This window comes from Clostridium nitrophenolicum, assembly GCF_055391695.1.
Genome location: NZ_AP042469.1, coordinates 617,014 through 639,113, shown reverse-complemented (window position 1 = coordinate 639,113; position 22,100 = coordinate 617,014). Strand labels below are relative to the sequence as shown.

General features: G+C 31.6%; 19 protein-coding genes and 2 riboswitches. Of the genes, 6 read left to right on the top strand and 13 right to left on the bottom strand.

The features are described from left to right. Window positions 1–12: 12 nt before the first annotated feature. The 6 genes from ACZ5N4_RS02885 to ACZ5N4_RS02860 all read right to left on the bottom strand — a co-directional run bounded on the left by ACZ5N4_RS02885 (window position 13) and on the right by ACZ5N4_RS02860 (window position 5,856). Window positions 13–582, bottom strand: coding sequence for a LemA family protein (locus tag ACZ5N4_RS02885; RefSeq protein WP_464207016.1), 570 nt, complete (start codon window positions 580–582; stop codon window positions 13–15). A gap of 241 nt (window positions 583–823) precedes the next feature. Beyond that, window positions 824–1,258: an RrF2 family transcriptional regulator gene (locus ACZ5N4_RS02880; protein WP_464207014.1), complete on the bottom strand. Its 435-nt coding sequence runs from the start codon at window positions 1,256–1,258 to the stop codon at window positions 824–826. 260 nt (window positions 1,259–1,518) lie between these two features. Then, entirely contained in the window at window positions 1,519–1,989 is a 471-nt protein-coding gene (locus ACZ5N4_RS02875) for a YbaK/EbsC family protein (protein WP_464207012.1), read from the bottom strand. Window positions 1,990–2,034: 45 nt separating this feature from the next. Then, entirely contained in the window at window positions 2,035–3,474 is a 1,440-nt protein-coding gene (gene pdxR / locus ACZ5N4_RS02870) for a MocR-like pyridoxine biosynthesis transcription factor PdxR (protein WP_464207010.1), read from the bottom strand. Between the two features lie 70 nt (window positions 3,475–3,544). Further along, complete coding sequence (locus ACZ5N4_RS02865; protein WP_464210799.1) at window positions 3,545–4,357, bottom strand: MetQ/NlpA family ABC transporter substrate-binding protein; 813 nt, start codon at window positions 4,355–4,357, stop codon at window positions 3,545–3,547. A gap of 346 nt (window positions 4,358–4,703) precedes the next feature. Further along, window positions 4,704–4,811: riboswitch (SAM riboswitch) on the bottom strand. A gap of 142 nt (window positions 4,812–4,953) precedes the next feature. Further along, a complete protein-coding gene (locus ACZ5N4_RS02860; protein ID WP_464207008.1) occupies window positions 4,954–5,856 on the bottom strand; it encodes a D-alanine--D-alanine ligase in 903 nt (300 codons plus the stop codon). Window positions 5,857–6,026: 170 nt separating this feature from the next. Next, a riboswitch (TPP riboswitch) is annotated at window positions 6,027–6,130 on the top strand. 307 nt (window positions 6,131–6,437) lie between these two features. Between ACZ5N4_RS02860 and thiD the strand changes: the two genes are divergently transcribed. Genes thiD through thiE form a run of 3 tightly spaced genes read left to right on the top strand, consistent with a single transcriptional unit; the run spans window position 6,438 to window position 8,702 of the window. Continuing rightward, window positions 6,438–7,241 (top strand): bifunctional hydroxymethylpyrimidine kinase/phosphomethylpyrimidine kinase, encoded by an 804-nt coding sequence (thiD, locus tag ACZ5N4_RS02855; protein WP_464207006.1) that lies wholly within the window; start codon window positions 6,438–6,440, stop codon window positions 7,239–7,241. A 34-nt stretch (window positions 7,242–7,275) separates the two neighbouring features. Next, on the top strand, window positions 7,276–8,100 hold the full coding sequence (thiM, locus tag ACZ5N4_RS02850) for a hydroxyethylthiazole kinase (protein WP_464207004.1): 825 nt from the start codon (window positions 7,276–7,278) through the stop codon (window positions 8,098–8,100). Next, on the top strand, window positions 8,091–8,702 hold the full coding sequence (gene thiE / locus ACZ5N4_RS02845) for a thiamine phosphate synthase (protein WP_464207002.1): 612 nt from the start codon (window positions 8,091–8,093) through the stop codon (window positions 8,700–8,702). The genes thiM and thiE overlap by 10 nt, the downstream gene beginning before the upstream one ends. A gap of 183 nt (window positions 8,703–8,885) precedes the next feature. On the opposite strand, the gene ACZ5N4_RS02840 is transcribed toward thiE, so the two are convergent. Both ACZ5N4_RS02840 and proC read right to left on the bottom strand, forming a co-directional pair. Beyond that, complete coding sequence (locus ACZ5N4_RS02840; protein WP_464207000.1) at window positions 8,886–9,344, bottom strand: L-2-amino-thiazoline-4-carboxylic acid hydrolase; 459 nt, start codon at window positions 9,342–9,344, stop codon at window positions 8,886–8,888. Window positions 9,345–9,449: 105 nt separating this feature from the next. After that, the gene (gene proC / locus ACZ5N4_RS02835; protein WP_464206998.1) at window positions 9,450–10,289 is read right to left on the bottom strand and encodes a pyrroline-5-carboxylate reductase; all 840 of its coding nucleotides are present in this window, start codon (window positions 10,287–10,289) and stop codon (window positions 9,450–9,452) included. Between the two features lie 171 nt (window positions 10,290–10,460). Here proC and ACZ5N4_RS02830 point away from each other — a divergent pair, with 171 nt between their 5' ends. After that, a complete protein-coding gene (locus tag ACZ5N4_RS02830) occupies window positions 10,461–11,267 on the top strand; it encodes an amino acid ABC transporter substrate-binding protein (protein ID WP_464206996.1) in 807 nt (268 codons plus the stop codon). A 20-nt stretch (window positions 11,268–11,287) separates the two neighbouring features. Next, window positions 11,288–11,926, top strand: a complete 639-nt coding sequence (locus tag ACZ5N4_RS02825; protein ID WP_464206994.1) for an amino acid ABC transporter permease — start codon at window positions 11,288–11,290, stop codon at window positions 11,924–11,926. A gap of 55 nt (window positions 11,927–11,981) precedes the next feature. Here ACZ5N4_RS02825 and ACZ5N4_RS02820 read toward each other — a convergent pair whose 3' ends face one another. Continuing rightward, a complete protein-coding gene (locus ACZ5N4_RS02820; protein ID WP_464206992.1) occupies window positions 11,982–12,107 on the bottom strand; it encodes a hypothetical protein in 126 nt (41 codons plus the stop codon). A 258-nt stretch (window positions 12,108–12,365) separates the two neighbouring features. On the opposite strand from ACZ5N4_RS02820, the gene ACZ5N4_RS02815 reads away from it, so the two are divergent. After that, entirely contained in the window at window positions 12,366–13,301 is a 936-nt protein-coding gene (locus ACZ5N4_RS02815; protein ID WP_464206990.1) for a patatin-like phospholipase family protein, read from the top strand. Window positions 13,302–13,619: 318 nt separating this feature from the next. Here ACZ5N4_RS02815 and pepT (ACZ5N4_RS02810) read toward each other — a convergent pair whose 3' ends face one another. From pepT (ACZ5N4_RS02810) to addA, 4 genes are all read right to left on the bottom strand, one after another. Beyond that, a complete protein-coding gene (pepT, locus tag ACZ5N4_RS02810) occupies window positions 13,620–14,852 on the bottom strand; it encodes a peptidase T (RefSeq protein ID WP_464206988.1) in 1,233 nt (410 codons plus the stop codon). A 173-nt stretch (window positions 14,853–15,025) separates the two neighbouring features. Continuing rightward, window positions 15,026–16,258 carry a peptidase T gene (gene pepT / locus ACZ5N4_RS02805; RefSeq protein WP_464206986.1) on the bottom strand — a complete coding sequence of 411 codons (1,233 nt, stop codon included), beginning with the start codon at window positions 16,256–16,258 and terminating at the stop codon, window positions 15,026–15,028. A gap of 341 nt (window positions 16,259–16,599) precedes the next feature. Beyond that, a complete protein-coding gene (locus ACZ5N4_RS02800) occupies window positions 16,600–18,303 on the bottom strand; it encodes a methyl-accepting chemotaxis protein (RefSeq protein WP_464206984.1) in 1,704 nt (567 codons plus the stop codon). Window positions 18,304–18,320: 17 nt separating this feature from the next. Further along, entirely contained in the window at window positions 18,321–22,073 is a 3,753-nt protein-coding gene (gene addA, locus ACZ5N4_RS02795) for a helicase-exonuclease AddAB subunit AddA (RefSeq protein WP_464210797.1), read from the bottom strand. Between the last annotated feature and the right edge of the window lie 27 nt (window positions 22,074–22,100).

Below are 22,100 nucleotides of genomic sequence, written 5' to 3'. Positions count from 1 at the left end.
TATAAAATCAAGCTATTTTGTAAAGTCCACCTTTGGAACTTCCTGTGCCCCTTCACTCGCCTTATAGTATGGTCTTGGAGTGAAACCATACATACTTGATATTATAGAATTGGGAAATCTTTTTATTGATGTATTATAATTATTTACATTAGTATTATAATCCTGTCTAGCAATAGCTATCCTATTTTCAGTCCCTTCCAAGGCTACAGATAAATCTTTAAAATTTTGACTAGACTTTAGCTCTGGATACCTTTCGACTACAACTAGCAATCTTGAAAGTGCTGTTGATAGCTGAGCATCTGCATTTGCTTTGTCAGAAATATTTTGTGCCCCTGCTAGTCTAGACCTTGCATTAGCAACATCGGTAAATATTTTTTGTTCCTGTGAAGCATATCCTTTAACAGTTTGCACCAAATTGGGGATTAAATCAGATCTTCTTTGAAGTTGTGTATCTATATTAGATTGTGCTGCATCCACTCTTTGTTCAAGTCCTACTATAGAGTTATAACTACCTATTAAAGGTAAAAATATAATCGCAAGTATACCTAAAATAATCAAAAATACTTTTAGCCCTTTATTCATTTATTTCACCACCATGTTAGGATATTAGTATATTTATTTTAAGGATTTTTTAAATAAATATACTAAATAAAAAAGGCCATTTTCTTAAATTAAGAAAAATGGCCTTTAGCAGCAAAAATTCATATTTTCTTTTAATATATAAGTAAAAAATTGAAAAACCTCTTTTATCACTACTATAACTGACAAAAAGGTTGTATTTGTTGAACATTATAAAAATGAGTTCTTATAAACTATTGTTTATTTAAATAAAGTACATAAAATTATTTACTTCATTTTTATATTTGTTAACTAAATTCTCTAATGTAATATTATCAAAATAATCATTAATATTTTTATTTATTACATTCCATAAGTTTTCATTTATGCATCTTTCTAAATCATCCGCAGCATTTGTATTACTAACATCTACTAAATCTAGATCTCCTTCTAGAGTTCTTAATATTTCCCCAATAGTTATTGTATTGGTAGACTTTGATAGAGTATAGCCCCCTTGAGCCCCTTTTCTTCCTATAACTAAACCACTTTTTCTTAGTGTTGAAAAAATTTGTTCTAAATATCCTTCTGAAATATTTTGCCTTTCCGAAATACTCTTTAATGTAACTACTTCAGAATTAGAATACATAGCAATATCAATAAGTGCCTTTAACCCATATCTACCTTTTGTTGAAATTTTCACGTAATCACCTTTCTTACTATTCTATATTTTAAATAGCATTATCACATACCAATATTATTATATAAATAGAAGATTCAAAAATCAATTTTTTAATTTTATATCAACAAAACGTATTTTAAAATACTCTAGAAATAAAATAAAAGTACACTTTTACACTAATTGCTTTATAAAACTAAAGACCGCTAATAAAAAACAACTAACTTCTATCTCGATGTAGAAATAGAAGTTAGTTTACATAGTTTTGCCCTGTTTCTTATGTATTAAACCAATTCTCCTTGACATAAGTCCACCCATTCAGCATTAGTAAATCTTCGAATATTTTCTGGAGATATTTTCAATGCAGTTGTTCGTGAACCAGCAGCTGGATATACAAAATCAAAATCTTTTATGGATACATCTACATAAACTTCTAAAGGATTTTTTAAACCAAATGGACATACTCCACCTACTGGATGGCCAGTTATCTCTTCCACTTCATTGAAATCAAGCATCTTAGCTTTTGTTTTAAAAAAACTCCTAAATTTTTTATTGTCTATTCTAGCGTCACCACGAGTTACAACTAATATATCCTTCTCCTTTAATTTGAATGCCAGCGTCTTAGCAATAAGTTTAGCTTCTACTCCTATAACTTGCGCGGCCAGCTCCACTGTAGCTCCACTGTCCTCTAATTCAAAGACTGGGTCTTCCAGATTTCTTTCCTTAAAAAAATTTCTTACATTTTCTACACTCACTTTAATAGCCTCCTTTTTATGTTTCAAAGCCCCATTGTAATTTTATTAAATCTTATTTTTGATAACTTCACCAATTATTTTAAAGCCTTTCTCTATGTCTTCTTTACTTACTCTTGAAAACCCTAATCTTAGAGTATTGTATCCTCTATTATCTGTATAAAAGATATCCCCTGGTGTAAAAATAATTCCATTCTCATAGCATTTCTCTAGAACTTCTCTAGATTTAATATCATTCAATTCTATGAAAATATGAAGACCACCTTCTCCAAAAAGCTTATTAAATGGAATATATTTTTTAGCACATTCTACTGCAAACTCATATTTCTCTTTATAAACTTTTCTAGCTTTTTTAATATACTTTTCAAAGTTTCCTCCACTAAGATAATCATAAAAGATAGCCTGATCTAGTGAGGACGTGTGAATATTCCTGCTTCTTTTTACGCTTTCTAAGTAGTCTATAAGCTTCTTATCAGCTAGAATCCATCCCACTCTTATTCCTGGAAAAAGTATTTTTGAAAAGCTTCCTATATATATTACACTATTTCCCTCACCACTTAATGATGCAATAGGTGAAACATGTGCTCCTGAATATCTAAGTTCTTCATTAAATCCATCCTCAATTATAGGTACATTATGGACTTTTAGAGCCTTATATACCTCAACTCTTTTTTCTACTGACATTACTACACCGGTAGGATTATGATATGATGGTATAAAATAAGATAATTTAATTTTGTTTTTTGAAAGCTTTTCTTTTAATTTATCTATACTGACACCATCATCTTCCATGTCTACCCCTATGACTTCTAAACCATGAAGTTTCATAATTTTTATAGCAGTATTATGAGTAGGATTTTCACATAATATTTTATCTCCTTTTTCAGTTAGACTGGATAATATTAAATTGAAACCCTCAGTAAAACCATTTGTAATAAGTATATCTTTACCTTCGATATTTGCACCTTTATTACTCATATATTTAAATAAGTATTCGATTAAAGGCTTATATCCCTGAGCATAGCCATAATTTAATATCTTCTCCCCTTCTATTGAAATTCTATTTAGGAAGGATTTTTTGAACTCCTCCACATCAAAAAGACTTTCATCAGGGGCTATACTTTTAAAGGATATCATACCTTTTTTCCACTTTGTTTCATGTTTTATTATATCCAGTTCTTCTGAAGCTTTTGCATAGCTATTTATATGACTACTCCAATCTACGGTCCATTTTTCCTGAAAGTTCACTTTTACATCTGATACAAAAGCTCCCTTTCCTTTTTCCATATATATAAAACCTTCCTCTTGGAGAAACTCATAAGCATTAATCACAGTATTTCTGCTGACATTTAGAATTGAAGCTAATTCCCTAGTTGATGGAAGTTTCTCTCCACTTCTTAACATTCCTCTAAGTATCAACTCACTTATATGGTCTTTTAGCTGTATATACACAGGTGTGTTTTTATCTAATTTTATATCAATAAACATAAATTTTCACCTCAATTATATTTTCACATAAATGAGGTGATAAATAAAGATTTCTAGCTAAAAACCTATGTTAAAATGCTGGTATTATACTTCCTTTGTATTTATCTTCTATATACTTTTTAACTTCTGGTGAATTTAATGCTTTAGATAAAGCTTGAATGTATGGTTTGTCTTTATCTTTCTTTCTAACTGCAATTACATTAGCATATGGTGAATCTTTTGATTCTATTGCAATAGCATCTTTAGTAGGATTTAGGTTTGCTTGAATTGCATAGTTCGTATTGATAACTGCAGCATCTACATCATCTAAAACTCTTGGAAGTTGTGGTGCATCAAGTTCTTTAATTTTAATATTCTTTTTGTTTTCAGTTATATCTAATTTAGATATTAGCTCTCCATCCTTTAACTTTATAAGTCCAGCACTTTGTAGTACTTTTAATGCTCTTGCTCCATTAGTTGGATCATTTGGTATAGCTATTTCAGCACCATCTTTAAGCTCTTCTAACTTTTTAGCCTTCTTTGAATATACTCCCATTGGCTCTATATGAACTTTAACTGTATAGTCTAATTCAGTATGTTTTTCTTCATTAAACTTAGTTAAATAAGGTATATGCTGAAAGAAGTTTGCATCAAGTTCTCCATCATTTAAAGCTGTATTTGGTGTTACATAATCAGTAAACTCAACGATTTGAAGATCGTAGCCTTCTTTTTGAAGTATTGGTTTTACTTGTTCAAGTATCTCTTTATGTGGTACAGGCGTTGCACCTATTTTTATCACTTTTTTAGTATCCTTATTAGATGATTCCTCTTTTTTCTCTCCACATCCTACTAATGCAAAAACAAAAATTAATGATATAACAATTGATATAATCTTTTTCATAATTAAATTACCTCCTAGTATTTTAGTCTTAATAAATCAAATTTTAGTTTATCCGATGTCTATCGCCACTAACATCCCAACTTCTTAAAGTTGGGGATAAGTGGCGCTACGACCCTGGATAACGGCTTCTAAGCTTCAGATGGAGTTTAAAACTCCACCTGAATCCAAGAATCCTGTTTATATGGTTTTGCAAAATCTCTACCTTCAAAGGCAGAAACAGCTATTTTTAACGGCTAAGATGGACTTACTAGCAATTATAAGAATATAAATATTTTTTCGGCCGGCCATATTCTTATGAATTGCAAAATTAAAAGCCCGAGGAAAACCTCGAGCTTGAAACTCATCGTTATCCTCATCTCTCAGCCTTCGCTGCTGGAATTGGCACCAATGTATTATATAAAATAATACTGGTTGCCGGGCTTCATAGGGCCAGTCCCTCCGCCTCTCTTGATAAGTAAGAATTGTTATTCAATTTATTAATTTACATTATAATAATCTAAAAGCTGCATGTCAACACTTTTTCATAAAAAAATCTCCTCATATTCTGAGGAGAGTCTTTGATCTTGTAATCATTACTATCTACTTAGATTAAGTTTTAATTACCTTACTTCTTTTAATGAAATTTCTGTTATTTGATCTAATAATTCAGTAAATGACATGTTTACAGCCTTAGCACTCTTAGGAAAAAGACTATTTTTAGTCATTCCTGGAAGCGTATTAAGTTCAAGTATATAAGGTACTCCATCTTTTATTATCATATCAACTCTTACATATACATTGCACTTTAAAACCTTCCAGCAATCTAATGCCATCTCCTCTATTTTCTTTTGAAGACCTTCTTCAAACTGAACTATAATTTCATCTGAGCCACCATCAGCATATTTTGCTGTGTAATCAAAGAATTCTGCCTTTGGCTTTATAGCAATTATAGGCATCATTTTTCCATCTAGTATACAGCAAGTTATTTCATCACCTTTTATATACTTTTCTATCATAACTTCGTTATCATAGTCTAACGCTAGTCTTACTGCGTTTTCTACATCTTCTTTTTTCTTAATTAAGTTTGTAGCTACGCTAGAACCACCACTGTTTGGTTTAACAAACACAGGATATCCCATTTTGTCTATATAATCATAGTCTATTTCTTCTACGCTTCTAACGCATAGCCAATCTGCAGTGTTAATTCCTGTTGATCTTAATACCTTTTTAGTTATATCCTTATTCATACATACACCGCTGGTCAAAGGTCCACAACCTGTGTATGGAACATCCATTGTTTCGAGTACAGCTTGAATTATACCATCTTCTCCAAACTTACCATGAAGCGCAATAAATGCAACGTCTATATCTTTAGCTTTATCTATTATGTCATCTTTTTTATCTATAACAATAGGAACAACCTCATATTTATTCTTATCAAAATAGTTCACTATTTCCCTTCCTGAATTTAAAGACACTTCTCTCTCGGAAGATATGCCTCCCATAATAACTCCTATCTTCATTTTTTATTCCTCCATCAATTATTTTTACTCTTCTTAATTCTATTCTATACATTTAAGGAAATAATGAAAGTACCACTCATTATATTTTTTATGGTGTAAGTGGTTTTCTACATGTGGAGTTCCCTATTGATAATTTTATTTATTGTAGTAAAATATTAGGTATAAAACTAAATATTTTGTGGGGGTGCCTAAAAATAGGCTGAGAGGAGTTTTACTCTAACCCTTTGAACCTGATCCAGTTAGACCTGGCGTAGGGAAGCAGCTATAATATTATAATTAGACAAACCTAGTGTATTGCTTTTCTGCAATACACTTTTTTTAATTTATTAATTCAATAAATTATTACATAGATTTAAATCACGATTTTATATTACAAATTTGCGCTTTAAAAGTCTTATTCTACCCATTAAGCAGGCATCCAAAAGCTGTGATTTTGTGATGATCGCTTAAGCAGAGAACTCAAATCTCTGATTTGAAGTGAATCGCTTACTCAGCGAGTACTCATTCGACGAAAGGAGAAGGAGTTTCATTTAATAAAACTATATTATACTTAAGTACTATTTTTGAATAGAGGTGTTTATATGAAAAAGGTATTAACAATTGCAGGTTCTGATAGCTGTGGTGGTGCAGGTATACAAGCAGATTTAAAAACTATGAGTGCCCTTGGTGTTTATGGAATGAGTGTAATTACAGCAGTAACAGCTCAAAATACTATAGGCGTTCAAAATGTGATGGAGGTGTCTAAAGAACTTATAGAAGCCCAAATAAGATCAATATTTGATGACATAGAAGTAGATGCTGTGAAAATAGGAATGGTCTCCAATATAGAGATTATAAAAACGATAAAAGATTTGCTCGTAGAATACAATGCGAAAAATGTAGTTGTAGACCCTGTGATGGTTTCAAAAAGTGGATATTTCTTACTTAGACCTGAAGCACAGGAAGCCATAAAAGATTTAATATCTATAGCAGACGTTGTGACTCCAAATATTCCTGAAGCTGAAGTCTTAACAGGCATGAAAATAGAAGATTCTGATGATATGAAGGAAGCGGCATTAATGATTAAAAGATTAGGTGCCAAAAATGTACTTATGAAAGGCGGTCATAGATGTAATGATGCCAATGATATACTACTCTGTGGATCTGATTTTTTAACCTTGAAAGGTCATAGAATAGATACTCAAAATACTCACGGTACCGGTTGTACTCTATCCTCTGCGATAGCATCTCATTTGGCAAAAAACAATGATATAAAAAAGGCTATTGAATTATCAAAAGACTATATAACGAAGGCAATAGAAAATTCTTTCTCTATCGGCCATGGCGTTGGACCTGTTGGGCATTTCGTAGAAGTTTACAAAAAAGCTGATATTTCTTATAAATAGAATTAATTATTTTTATATTTAGGAGGAGTTAAACATGATTAACGCTTCAGAAGGTTTGAATTATACTAATAAAGTTTGCGAGGTATTAAATGACTTAAGAAAAAAAGTTCCCCTAGTACAATGCATCACTAACTATGTAACTATAAATGATTGTGCTAACATACTTTTAGCCTACGGTGCTTCCCCAGCTATGTGTGAGGCCTATGATGAGGTCTTTGATTTTACAAAAATTTCATCAGCTCTTTACATAAATGTCGGAACACTTACTAAAGAACAAGAAGAAGCTGCTGTACTTGCAGCTATATCTGCTAAAGTTAACAATACTCCTGTAGTACTAGACCCCGTAGCTTGTGCTGCTATTCCAAGAAAAAATTCAGTAATTAAGAGAATTTTAGAACTTGGCAGAGTAGATGTTATCAAAGGAAATATCGGAGAAATAAAATTCTTAGCAGGAGATGTCTGTGAGGTTCGTGGAGTAGATTCTCTTGATAGTGGTGAAGGAGCTCTAGAATCTTGTATATCATTAGCGCAAAAATATAATTGTGTTGTTGCAGCCACAGGAAAAGATGATTTTATAACAGATGGAAATCGCAGTGCTATTATCCAGAACGGTACAGAGATGCTTACAAAAGTAACTGGTGCCGGCTGTATGGTTGGTGCCCTTTGCGCTGCAACAGCTGGAGTATATGAAGACAAGCTTATATCTACTGTATGTGCGATTCTTTCAATGAATTTAGCTGGCGAGGAAGCATATGAAATATGTAGACTTCCTGGAAGCTTCAGAGTTAAATTAATTGACTGTATCTATACTTTATCTGAGGAAAAAATTAAGAAAGAAGGTAGGATAATATGGCAGTAGACTATAGCTTATATCTTATTACTGATAGAAATTTTTTAAAAGGAAGAAGCCTGAAAACCGTTGTAGAAGAAGCAATTCTAGGAGGCTCCTCTATTGTTCAAGTAAGAGAAAAAAATATATCTACAAGAGAGTTTTACAGAGTAGCATTAGAAGTAAAAGAAGTAACTGACTATTATAAAGTTCCTCTAATAATTAATGACAGAATAGATATTGCGCAAGCAATTGATGCAGATGGAGTCCACTTAGGACAAGATGACATGCATTTATCTATTGCCAGAAAAATACTTGGCAAAAACAAAATCATTGGCATATCTGCAGGTAACTTAGAAGAGGCACTAGAAGCACAGCAAAATGGAGCAGATTACTTAGGCATAGGCGCTATATTCTTTACAGGAACTAAAAAAGATATAGATGTTCCTATAGGAATTGACGGCTTAAGAGAAATTTACAATAAAATAAATATACCTGCTGTAGCTATAGGCGGCATAAACGAATCAAACTTTAGAGAAGTACTGTCAACAGGCGTTGACGGGATTTCTGTAATATCAGCAATTCTTGATAAGAAGGATATTAAAGCCGCTGCTAAAGCATTAAAGCTATAGGTTTTCAAGCTAGAAAATTGACTTACACCCCGGGCTATGTTTCCAAGCTTCAGTCCGTTAAAAACTTTGGAAACATAACCCTTTGTGTAAGTCAATTTTCTGGTTTGCAACTCCATAGTCTGAGGCACCCCTATGAATACTGCTAATAAGTCAAGTATCTATGTTGAATATTTGTAACTTATATTACTTATCTTTTGGTCTAACAATAAATCTGCAGCAGTTATCTCCACTGGTTTTACATAAAGGTCTTTCAAACTCTGCATTAAAAGCTTTATACAATATATCATCTATTTCACAATATATAGCTCCTATATCTTCTACACCTAGCTCTTTCCACATATCATGCATTGGACAATATGTTATATCTTCAGGATTATTTGGATCTCTTTCCCAGGAAATGCCTGGCATATCTCTTACTTTTACATATGTTTCAAGATTTAGTTCTAATCCTTTTTCCCTAGCCTCTTCATACATTGAATTTATCCTTGCTTCTGCAAATTTACTTATCGATGCCCTTACAGCTTCTTTTCCCTTCTCCTCACCTAACCTATCAATCATCTCTTTAGCCATGAAATAATAAAGTTCTGCCATGAGTTTAGCCATTCTTCCCACTGGCTCATCAGTACTTCTTATTTTACTCATTTTAACTCCTCCTTAAACTATTCTATCAGGTAGATTTCCCCCAGATTGTGCAGGGTTCAAAAGACTATCTAAATCTAAATTATTTTTTGTGTTTTTCTATATGATTTAATCTGCTTTCTTTCCCACTTCTTCCATACGCACTTTACCTGCCTCGATTGCGTTCATTACAATTCCTCTAAATCCTCCTTGCTCTAAGGCTCTTACTCCCGCAATAGTAGAACCTCCAGGTGAACAAACCTTATCTTTCAATTTTCCTGGATGATCACCAGTTTCAAGTACCATTTTAGCGGCCCCCATAACAGTTTGTGCTGCCAAAGTTTGAGCCATATCACGTGCAAGCCCCATTTCTACGCCACCATCAGCCATAGCTTCAATTAGCATGTAGATATATGCAGGTCCGCATCCACTTACGGAGGTTATAGGATCAATTAAAGCTTCTGGAACTAAGTAAGCAACACCTAATGCCTTAAATATGTATAAGGCTAGCTCTCCATGCTGCTGAACTGCATTTTTCCCTAAAGCCAATCCTGATGCACCTATATTAACCAGCATCGGAGTGTTAGGAATGACTCTCACTACTGGAACCTGTTCTAAGTATTTTTCAATAGTAGAAGTCTTAGCGCCTCCCACTATCGATATTATCATATGTCTTTCATCCCATTTACAATTCTTTATACTCTCTAAAACTTCCTTTAGGGATTGAGGCTTTACAGCTAATATTATAATATCACAATTATTTATTAAGTAATCATATCCTGTACCTCTATCACTACTGGAATTGACTATATGAAGATTTTCTTTTAGGTATTCCAATCTTGAATTTAAAATATCCATTACATAAATATCTTCAACACTGCATAACCCTGCATTAATTATCCCTTTAATTATAGCCTCCCCCATCTGGCCTCCACCTATGAATCCAACTTTTTTTCCTAATTTGCTCATCTAAACCCCTCCTAAAATATTAATTTTCTGAATTATATAATAATTTTATGTTTTTGTATATATTTTTATATGCATATTAATAATATTTTTATTTTATTACTTTACAAATTTAGTATGCTAAAGTATAATAAGTACTGTAATTAATCTAAAATTGTTTGGAGGTTAGTAAAAATGAAAAAAAGATTAATATTATTGACTATAGTTATATTTACATTAGGAATATTCTTATCAGGTTGTGGACAAGCCAAGCAGTCTGGTGATAACTCTTGGAATGACATTAAACAAAAAGGACAATTTGTAGTTGGATTAGATGATAGCTTTCCTCCTATGGGATTTAAAGATGACAAAGGAGAAATTGTTGGCTTTGACATTGATTTAGCTAAAGAAGCAGCAAAAAGAATGGGAGTTAAAGTAGTATTTAAACCTGTTCAATGGGATGGAATTATACTTAGCTTAAATAATAAAGACATAGATGTAATTTGGAATGGACTAACTATTACAGATAAAAGAAAAGAACAGATAGCATTTTCAAAAGTATATCTTCAAAACAAGCAAATTATTGTAGTAAGAAATGATTCGCAGATAGGCTCTAAGAAAGATTTATCAGGTAAAGTAGTGGGATTACAACTTGGAAGTAGTAGCGAAGCTGCTTTATCCGCAGATACAAATACTTCAAAAACTCTAAAAGAAGTTAAAAAGTACTCAGATAATACTGAAGCATTGATGGACTTGAAACAAGGACGCTTAGATGCAGTAGTTGTAGATGAAGTTGTTGGCAGATATTATTTAGCTAAAAAGCCTGGAATATACAAAACTCTTAATGACGATTTTGGAAAAGAGGATTATGGTGTAGGTATCAGAAAGACAGATTCAAGCTTTAAAGAAGAGTTAGATAAAACTTTAGACGCTATGAAGGCTGATGGAACTGCTGATAAAATATCTCAAAAGTGGTTTGGCAAAAATATTATTGCAAAATAGAAAGATAGGATGTGGTTTAAATGGCTAATCTTACGGATATTACAGGGTTTATTCTAAAGGGAAGCTTAATAACTTTAAAACTTTTTATAATAGTGTCTATATTCTCAGTACCTTTAGGAATCCTAGTTGCTATAGGAAAAATCTCAAAGATAAAACCCTTAAAAACTATATTAAGTTTATATACATGGGCCTTTAGAGGAACTCCTTTGCTATTACAACTGTTTTTTACTTACTTTGGTCTTCCTGTAATAGGTATAAGATTAGAACCGTTAACTGCTGCTAGTATTGCTTTTAGTATAAACTATGGAGCATATTTAGCTGAAATATTCAGAGCCGGTATTGAATCTGTAGATAAAGGTCAATTTGAGGCATCAAAAGCTCTAGGTATGAATTATAGACAAACTATGGTATATATTATAATTCCACAGGCAATTAAAAACGTTATTCCTCCTATTTGTAGTGAAAGTATAAACCTTATTAAGGATACGGCATTGGTTGCAGCTATTGGTATAGGTGACCTTCTAAGGGCTGCAAAAGAGATTGTAACCAGAGACTTCACCGTAACACCATTTATGATAGCTGCTGCCATATACTTATTAATCACTTCAGTTTTAGTTATAATATTTAGAACACTTGAAAAGAAATATTCTTATTATTAATGCTAAATTCTTATTAATAGTGAATATTTAAGTGCATAATAAAAACAGGCTACTGTTACTTATTGCTAACAAAGCTTGTTTTTTCTTTTTTATTTTCCTTATTATTAGGATCATCTAAACATTCCTTTAAGCACTCCTCAATTACATCCATTGGTATTTTTAAAATATTACCATCCTTCATAAGTCTTTCCTCCTTTATTTTATCTAAAATTCAATATTTATATATAGTTTTATTTTAAATATAAATACATATATGTAAAAATATAACTATATAATATCACACTTTTATTATTTTTAAACTGCAATTCAAAAAAATTTATTTAATATTTTCAAATATTTGGATAACCTTTCACTACATGTTTTAATAATATATATATATATTCGTAATTTATAAAAATAGTGCTATTAAATTAAAAAATTTAAAGAGGTGTATTATACTATGAAAGCTGATGCTGTTTTTGAAGGCGGAGGTATGAGAGCCATTGGTATTGTCGGTGCTTTAACATACTTTGAGACACAAGAATATGAGTGGCAGAGATTAGCCGGAACTTCAGCTGGGGCCGTTATAGCCTCATTATTGGCAGCAGGATATAATGCCAAAGAATTAAAAAAAATTTTAATAGAAATGAACTTTAAGGACTTTTTGGATAAAGACGGAATTCAAAAACTACCATTACTGGGAAAAGCCTTGGGTTTTGTGCTTCAAAAAGGAATTTATTCTGGTGATTATTTTGAAGATTGGATTAACAAATTACTAAAAGCTAAAGGTGTAAGCAAATTTAAAGATGTAAGTTCAAATGGAGAAAGCAGACTTAAAATAATAGCATCGGATATAACTTTGAGAAAAACATTAATTCTACCAGATAGTTTAGTGGAATACGGCATTGATCCTATGAACTTTCCCATTGTAAAAGCGATAAGAATGAGTATAAGTATTCCCTTTTACTTTAAGCCTGTAGAATTTATTCATGCCCATGGAAAAAGTTATATAGTAGACGGTGCTGTATGCTGTAATTTCCCTATAAACATCTTTGATATTCATGGAATTCCAAGATGGCCAACTATCGGCTTTAAATTTGATGCTCCTGAAATTAGCAATACACGTCTTGGAAAAACAGACCCATTATCTTTTCTTTTAGATATAGCCAATACTCTTTCAGTTGAAAAAAACAGAGAATGGTTAAAAGACGAGAATTTAGTTAGAACTGTACTTATCCCAACTGAGGGAGTAGATCCTACTGAATTTAACATATATGCAGATAAAACATTGAGACTTTTTAAGTCTGGTTACAGAAGTGCAGCAAAATTTCACTCTAAATGGTGTTTTGAAGACTATGTTAGGAACTATAGATGTGATAACTCTATAGCTAAATAGCACATTATAAAAATTATGCGACACAAGACCCTATATAGGGGATTAGGCTGAAAGTCAGCTTATACGCCGGAATATGTTTCCAAGCTTCAGCACGTTAAAAACTTTTAGCCAGTCTAAAGTTTTTAAATCTACTTCAGATTTGGAAACATATCCCTCTGTATAAGCTAACTTTCTAGTTACTTGTCTGATAGATATCTAACTTTGATAATTGGCTTAACTAAGGTACCCCTATGAATACCGCTAATAAATCAAACACTCAGATTGGATATCTATAAAAAACTGCGTCGCAGTTTTTTTATGTTATGAATTGCATTTGCACTATTTTTCTCTTTTACCATATAGTTCTGCTATTTTAACTATAACTTCAACTGATTTTTCCATTGATTGAATTGGCATATATTCAAATCTTCCATGCCAGTTGTGAGCACCAGTAAATAAGTTTGGTGTAGGTAGTCCCATAAATGAAAGTCTAGCTCCATCTGTACCACCTCTTATAGGTCTAACTATAGGTTTTACTCCTACCTCTTCCATAGCTTGGAATGCTATGTCTACAACATATTTTACAGGCTCTATCTGTTCTCTCATGTTTCTATATTGTTCTTTTATTTCAGTAACTACGCAGCCGTCACCATATTTTTCATTTAACTTATTAGTTATATCCTGCATTAATGCTTTTCTTTTCTCAAACTTTTGAGCATCAAAATCTCTTATTATATAGCTAAAAGTAGTTTCTTCCACTCCACCATTAAAAGATAATAAGTGATAGAATCCTTCATATCCTTCTGTAGTACTTGGAGTTTCATTTGCTGGAAGCATAGAAATAAATTCATTTGCTACAAGAGCTGAATTTATCATCTTATTTTTAGAATATCCTGGGTGATAATTTACTCCGTTTACAGCTACTTTAGCACTGGCAGCATTAAAGTTTTCATACTCTAATTCGCCAATTGCTCCACCATCAACAGTGTAAGCTAAATCTGCATTGAATTTTGCAACATCAAAATGATCAGCTCCACAACCTATTTCTTCATCTGGAGTAAATCCAACACGAATATCCCCATGCTTAATTTCTGGATGTTGTATTAAATGTTCTATTGCTGCCATTATTGCAGCTATACCAGCTTTATCATCAGCTCCAAGTAGAGTTGTTCCATCTGTAGTTATTATATCTTTACCTATGTAGTCTTTTAGCTCTGGTGATTCTGATACACGAAGAACTATATTTTTCTCTTCATTTAAAACAATGTCGGAACCATCATAGTTCTTAATAATTTTAGGATTTACATTTTCTCCTGAAATCTCTGGGCTTGTATCCATATGAGCTACGAAACCGATTACAGGAACATCTTTATCTACATTTCCTGGCAACGTAGCCATTACATATCCATTATCATCTAAAGATACATCCTGCATTCCTATTTCTTTTAGTTCTTCTACTAGTACTTCAGCTAAAACTAATTGTTTTTCAGTACTTGGACACTTATCAACGCCATCCTCTGATTGAGTATCAAATTTAACATACTTCAAAAGCTTTTCGACAACTTTTGACATAATAATTCCCCCTATTATTTATTCTTTTTATAATCTCCGCTTAAAAATTATATCATTATTCACAATAAATGGCAATTTATCTTTAATAATGTTAATACTAATAATTCCTTAGCTAAGTAGTAAAATATAGAATTAAAAGACCGAAGGTTAACCTTCGGTCTTTTTTAATCTTATTATTTTTCCATTTTTGAAGACAGTTCAGCTATCTTTAATATAACTTCAACTGCTTTCTCCATTGATTGAACTGGAATATATTCAAATCTACCGTGGAAATTGTGTCCACCAGTAAATATGTTTGGTGTAGGAAGTCCCATGAAAGAAAGTCTTGCCCCATCTGTACCACCTCTTATAGGTCTAACTAATGGTTTTACACCTACTGATTCCATAGCCTCGAATGCAATATCAACTATATATTTTACAGGCTCTACTTTTTCTTTCATATTTCTATATTGTTCTTTTATCTCTACAGCTACAGTGCCTGAACCATATTTTTCGTTAACTTTGTTAACTACATCTTGCACAAAAGTCTTTCTTGATTCAAATTTCTCTGCATCAAAATCTCTTATTATGTAACTTAATTGTGTTTCCTCTACTCCACCACTCATTGAAACAAGGTGATAAAATCCTTCATATCCTTCTGTTGTACCAGGAGTTTCATTTTCAGGCATTATACTCATAACTTCTTTAGCTATAAGCATAGAATTTATCATTTTATTCTTAGCATATCCTGGGTGAACGTTTCTTCCGGATATAACTATTTTAGCAGATGCTGCATTGAAGTTTTCATACTCTAATTCTCCAATTGCTCCACCATCCATAGTGTAAGCAAAATCTGCATTAAATTTTTCAACATCAAAGTGGTCAGCTCCACGTCCAACTTCTTCATCTGGAGTAAACCCAACACGAATATCTCCGTGCTTAATTTCTGGATGTTGAGTTAAGTATTCCATTGCTGCCATTATCTCAGCTATACCAGCTTTATCATCAGCTCCAAGTAAAGTTGTTCCATCTGTAGTGATTAAAGTATTTCCTATATAGTCTTTTATTTCTGGTGATTCCTCTACACGAAGAATTAATTTTTGCTCTTCATTTAAAACGATATCATTACCATCATAATTTTCAACAATCTTAGTCTTTATATTATGACCTGGCATTTCTGGACTTGTATCCATATGAGCTATAAAACCGATTACAGGAACGTTTTTATCTGTATTCCCTGGTAAAGTAGCCATTATATATCCGTTGCTATCTAAGGATACATCCTTCAATCCCATTTCCTTTAGCTCTTTTACTAATTCTTCTGCTAAAACTAATTGTTTTGAAGTACTTGGGACAGTAGTAGATTCTTCATCTGATCTAGTATCAAATTTAACATAATTTAAAAATTTCTCTACAACTTTTGACATATTTATGCCTCCTATGCTCATTCTTTTTATAATCCTCGCCTAAAAATTATATCACTATTCATGTGAAATGGCAATTTACCTTTAAATGTGAATCTGATATTATCCTTATTAAGAATATTGAATAAAATCATTTAGCACAATAAATTAACACCAATTTTATAATTCAATAGTGTGATTATTACTATTTTTTTAATATGTATTGCGAAATTATATAAAACTATTAATTTTAAGACTGAACAATTATAGTTAGTATTTGTTAGTATAATTATTGTTATACTATTTATTATTAAAACCGGAATTCTAGTTTTTTAAAGTAGAATTCCGGTTTATATATGTTTTATTTATTGTTCAATACAAATATCTGCCATAATCACTCCATTGATATTTCCCTTTGAATCCTTCATAGGCATTGATATAGCTATACAATAATTAAAGCTCACATTAGATATATATGGTTCAGTACTATATTCATTACCATTCATTGATTCTCTAAAATATGGACGAAATGAAAAATCATTATTATCTTTCGATATTTGATGACTCGCAGATCTCATTATTCCCTTGCTATCAATTATACCTATATATTCAAATTCTTTATTGGCATCTAACAATTCTTTTAAAAATTTTGAGGAGTTATCAAATCCCAAGGACCTGCTATCTAATTCCTTTAGAATATCTTTTAATTTATCAAATCCTCCCTTGATAATTTTTTCTTCTTTTTCCCCTATATTTATATTGTTAATGAACTCTTTAAGCTTTAGATCAATACCGTCAGCAGATTCATTTATCTTATCAATTAACCCAGTAAGCTCCTGCATAGAAACTGTTTGTTCCTCTGCTGAAGCTGAAACCTCTTGTGTAAATGCTAAAGACTCTTGAGTACTAGAAATCATATCATTTACCAAATCATTAACGTTGTCTGACATAGTATATGTATCTTTTGCTAGCTGCTGTATAGCATTTACTGCTTTATAAGTTGACTGAGTAGACTCTGTTATTTTAGTAAAAGAATCTTTAGATTTATCAGCAAATAGTATGTCTTCATTTATCCCTTTAACCTGCATGTCAGCTTCTTGTGTTATTGTTGTGATTTTATCAGTTATATCTTCAATAAGCTTTCTTATTTCTCCAGCCGAACTAGAGGACTGCTCTGCTAATTTTCTAACCTCTTCAGCTACTACTGAAAAACCTTTGCCATGTTCTCCAGCACGAGCAGCTTCAATAGCCGCATTCAATGCTAGCAAATTAGTTCTATCGCTTATCTCTGTTACAACTTTTGCTATATTATTTATTTGGTCTGCTTCATTCTGAAGTTCCTTAACACTATTAGCTAAATTATTACTGATATCTCCTGTACTTTTCATTTTTAATATTATATTATTAAAAACTTCTCCATTCTCTTTAATTACTTTTATCATTTCTTCAGCAATACTTTGTGTATCACTTGCGTGCTCTGCTATTTCTCCTGCATTTTCAGCCATTAATTTAGTACTTTCACCTGTAGAAGATGCATCCTGCGACTGCTTCGATACAGATTCCGCTATTGCTAGAACAGAGTTAGCTATCTCACCAGCAGCTGCTTCTGTCTGCTTTGTATTTTTTTGCAATACTAATGTTAAATCTCTATTTTTTTGTGATACTTCCGCTATTTCACTTAAAATTTTCTTAGTATTATTAACTATTGTATTTGCACTTTTAGCTAACTCATCTAAAAAACCGTTACTTCTAACTCTTACAGCTAATTGACCTTCTGATATCTTTATAAGGTCACCTTTAAAATCCTCCAAGCCTTTAAATACTCTATTAAAGTACACAACAAATGCAATAAAGGATAATATTCCACAGATAAGTACTACTATTAATATTACTTTAATGTTCTGCTGGTTAAACCTTGATACTATATTGTTTATTTCATCCTGCTTATTTAAAGTTTCCACAAGAACATTTTGAAGGATTATCTTACCTATATATGATATCCCTATACCTGCTATTAAAAATACTCCTAAAAACAACATTGTAGTTAAAGCCACTATTTTACTTTTCATAATACCCCCCCTAATTACTACAGTTCTAATATTTCATTTGTGGAAAATAAATATAGATATTTGTTTTTAACAGGTTTACCTGTCATCATCTCCAGAGCTCTTGTATAATAATGTATCTGCAGCTTATACTTATCTTTAGTTTCGTTTATATCCTTTATATAATCTGTTTTATAGTCTAAAATTACTAATTCCTCATCTTCTTCAAAATAACAATCTATTATTCCTTGAAGTATTATTTTTTCATCTTCATATATATCCTTCTGCAGTTCATTGTATATATCAGTGCAAGATAGCTCTATAAAAAATGGAACCTCCCTATAGATCTTCAAAGCCTTTTTCATTCTTCCCCCTATGCTAGACTTAAAAAATAATAATATTTTTTCTATAGGTATAACTTTCGCTTCTTCTTCTGTAATAAATTCTTTTATTACTAAGCTGCATATCTGCTCTTTTATATCTTCAATACAAGATGTCTTGTCTAAATTTATATGTTGCATAATAAGGTGTATTAAAGTTCCCTTTTCTGCCGGAGATATATATTTATTTTTCTGAAGGAAAGACGGTTTTTTTAGAGTGGATGAAGTTATTAATTCCCTGCTGTCTCCTTTTTCTATCATAGAAAATTTTCTTTTTAATTCTGATACAGAATACTTTGTTGGTATACTACATGCTTCCTTATATTTATATTCCCAGTTGAGTCTTCTATTTATTTCTGGATTATACTCACTTATTTCATTATTTGAGTTAATACTTTCTATTTCCTTTATCATATCTATTTCTTCTAAGTCTTCACTAGAATTGCCCTTAAAATCTTCTTTACTCCAAACCTTAACACTCCACTTTGATTCATCATCTATTTGATTTTGCAAATTATAGTTGCTGCCTGCACACTCTCTAATTAGTCTTCCATCTACATGCTTTGCTACCGAAGGCCCTATCCAATCCAAATAGCTTTTAGCATTCATAACAGCATATTCAGGTATTTTAATATTATTAAAATCTAATGCACCACACCACTTATCAGCAACCTTTTCAAAACCACTTACCACGCCTGTTAATATAAGCTTCTCTTTAGCTCTTGTAAAAGCAACATAAAGAATCCTCATCTCCTCAGATAATGTTTCTAGCTTTAATTTTTTCTTTAATACCTGTTTTACAATGGTTGGATATGATATTCTTCTGCTAAGGTTAACATAATCTGGTCCAAGCCCCAATTCTCCATGAAATAATACATTTCTATTCATATCCATTAAATTAAAATTTTTACCGCATCCTGCAAGTATTACTACCGGAAACTCTAACCCCTTACTTTTATGTATGCTCATTATTCTTACTACATCTTCATTTTCACCGAGAATCTTTGCACTTCCCATATCGCCGCTGCTATTTCTAAGTTTATTTATAAAATTTATAAAATTAAAAAGTCCTTTGTAGCTTGTTCTTTCATATTGTCTTGCTCTTTCAAATAGGATTCTCAAATTCGCCTGTCTTTGCTTTCCTCCTGGCATAGCTCCCACAAACCCATAGTACCCAGTTGATTTATAAAGATACCATATGAATTCATCGATAGACATATGAATTACCTTATCTCTCCATATATTAACTCTTTCTACAAAGTTACATACTTTCCTTCTGAGTTCCTCTGTTATATGACTTAGATTAACAAGTTCTTCATTATTACTTTCAAATTCTTCATCACACTTACATATGTATTTTAATGCTTCATAAAATGATACATTCTTATTTATCATTCTAATATCCATTAAATCTTCCGAAGTAAAAGACTCTAAAGGTGAACGTAAGACCGCAATTAGTGGTATATCTTGCATAGGATTATCTATTATTTGCAGCAATGACATTATTGTTCTAATTTCAATGGTTTCAAAATACCCTGTAGCTGTATCTGCAAAAACAGGTATACCTATACTGGTAAGCTCTTCTACAAATGTTGGTGCCCAATTAGCCGTAGCACGCATAAGTATCACTATATCTTGGTGCCTTACAGGTCTATATCCATTAATGTTTTTGTCATATACATGAAACTTCTGCTCATCAGTAGAGTTAACAAGTTCATTAATTCTTCTTGCTACTAGCCTAGCTTCTATTTGTATGTTATCTAACACTTCTTCCGAATCATTATTAATATCTATAGCTTCAGATTCATATTCTTCACTTAAACTATCACTGTTTTTATCTATAAGATGTAGTTCTATGTCTCCTCCGCAAATCTGCTCTGTTTCTGGATAAGTTGCTCCACTTTTAAGAGCCTCCTCTTCATCATAATCTAACTCTCCAACATTTACAGACATTATTTGTTTAAATAAGTAGTTAACACCAGATATTATCTCTGATCTACTTCTAAAATTTTTAAATAATTTTATTTTTCTGTTTCTATCTTCAGCTTTCTCTGAATAAGTATTGTATTTACTTAAAAACAACTCAGGTTTAGCCTGCCTAAATCTATAAATACTTTGCTTAACGTCACCTACCATAAACATATTAGGAATATCGTTCTTGTTTCCTATCATGTTCATTATTACCTCTTGAACTTCATTACTATCTTGATATTCATCAATAAGTATTTCCTCAAATTGCTGCTTATACTCTAAAGCTGTTTCTGAAGGTACTATATTACCATTATCATCTTCTGTAGTAAGAATATTTAAGCAAAAATGTTCAATATCATTAAAATCTACCATACCTCTTTCTCTTTTTTTGTTACCATACTTTTTATCGAAATTTATTACTAAATTTACTAAGCATTTCATCATAGGATATAATTCTTTCAAATTTCTTTCAATGTTGTCATTACCATCAAAAATATCTTCTTTTATATCATTGAGTTTCTTTTTAACTTCATCTCTAATTTTTTTTGTTCTTTCTTTTGCTATCTTATCTGCATCCTTATTCTTTTTTATAGGAAGTTTTTCAAAACTCAAAAGCAAGAACTTTTCTTTAAATTCATCCCATGAACTGCAATTACATATTTCATTGATATTATTCAGATCATTTTTAAATGGTTCTAAGTAATAGTCTATTCCTTCAGCCTTTTCTACTATTTCTATAGCCTTTTTCATTTTACTTTTACATCCATAAGCCTCTACTTTTAAATAATCTAGTAATATACTTGCCCAATCTGACTCCCCAAAGTTGTATTCACCTTCTAGATTAAATCTTTCGGCCATTTCCATTAGCCACTTTTCGGGCCAGGGCGAACTTTTAGCAAATTCATATAGACTAATCACCATATTTTGAACTTGAAAATCACTTTTTCCACCATATGCATCTACTAGTTCTAGGAAAATTTCATTATTACTATCTTCATAGTTTTCTTCAAACAGTTCCTCTAAGCTTTCTTGTTTTAAAAGTATAGACTCAGTATTATCACAAACTCTAAAGCTCGGATCCAAATCTATGAGATGAAAATTATTTTTTATAACTTTTAAACAAAATGAATGTATAGTCATTATATTTGATTGATTTAACAACGTAAGTTGTTTTTGCAACTTTTTAGAATCTGGATTTGTTTCCAGTTCCTTTGCTATAGCATCTCCAATTCTCTCTCTCATTTCAGCTGCTGCAGCATTAGTAAATGTAACAACTAATAGTCTATCAATATCTATATCTTCTTTTTCATCAGTTATTCTTTTTATTATTCTTTCTACCAGAACTGCAGTTTTACCAGCGCCAGCACCTGCTGCTACTAACAAGTTGCAGTTTCTTGTAAAAATAGCATCCTTTTGTTCTTTTGTCCACTTTGTACTCATAATATCACCCACTCTTATTTTATCATAATT

What these genes read in the sequence shown, in the direction of transcription:
- ACZ5N4_RS02885 (WP_464207016.1), bottom strand. Translation starts at nt 582, where the DNA reads ATGAATAAAGGGCTAAAAGTATTTTTGATTATTTTAGGTATACTTGCG.
- pdxR (WP_464207010.1), bottom strand. Translation starts at nt 3,474, where the DNA reads ATGTTTATTGATATAAAATTAGATAAAAACACACCTGTGTATATACAG.
- ACZ5N4_RS02860 (WP_464207008.1), bottom strand. Translation starts at nt 5,856, where the DNA reads ATGAAGATAGGAGTTATTATGGGAGGCATATCTTCCGAGAGAGAAGTG.
- thiD (WP_464207006.1), top strand. Translation starts at nt 6,438, where the DNA reads ATGAAAAAGGTATTAACAATTGCAGGTTCTGATAGCTGTGGTGGTGCA.
- thiM (WP_464207004.1), top strand. Translation starts at nt 7,276, where the DNA reads ATGATTAACGCTTCAGAAGGTTTGAATTATACTAATAAAGTTTGCGAG.
- thiE (WP_464207002.1), top strand. Translation starts at nt 8,091, where the DNA reads ATGGCAGTAGACTATAGCTTATATCTTATTACTGATAGAAATTTTTTA.
- ACZ5N4_RS02840 (WP_464207000.1), bottom strand. Translation starts at nt 9,344, where the DNA reads ATGAGTAAAATAAGAAGTACTGATGAGCCAGTGGGAAGAATGGCTAAA.
- proC (WP_464206998.1), bottom strand. Translation starts at nt 10,289, where the DNA reads ATGAGCAAATTAGGAAAAAAAGTTGGATTCATAGGTGGAGGCCAGATG.
- ACZ5N4_RS02830 (WP_464206996.1), top strand. Translation starts at nt 10,461, where the DNA reads ATGAAAAAAAGATTAATATTATTGACTATAGTTATATTTACATTAGGA.
- ACZ5N4_RS02825 (WP_464206994.1), top strand. Translation starts at nt 11,288, where the DNA reads ATGGCTAATCTTACGGATATTACAGGGTTTATTCTAAAGGGAAGCTTA.
- ACZ5N4_RS02820 (WP_464206992.1), bottom strand. Translation starts at nt 12,107, where the DNA reads ATGAAGGATGGTAATATTTTAAAAATACCAATGGATGTAATTGAGGAG.
- ACZ5N4_RS02815 (WP_464206990.1), top strand. Translation starts at nt 12,366, where the DNA reads ATGAAAGCTGATGCTGTTTTTGAAGGCGGAGGTATGAGAGCCATTGGT.
- pepT (WP_464206988.1), bottom strand. Translation starts at nt 14,852, where the DNA reads ATGTCAAAAGTTGTCGAAAAGCTTTTGAAGTATGTTAAATTTGATACT.
- pepT (WP_464206986.1), bottom strand. Translation starts at nt 16,258, where the DNA reads ATGTCAAAAGTTGTAGAGAAATTTTTAAATTATGTTAAATTTGATACT.
- ACZ5N4_RS02800 (WP_464206984.1), bottom strand. Translation starts at nt 18,303, where the DNA reads ATGAAAAGTAAAATAGTGGCTTTAACTACAATGTTGTTTTTAGGAGTA.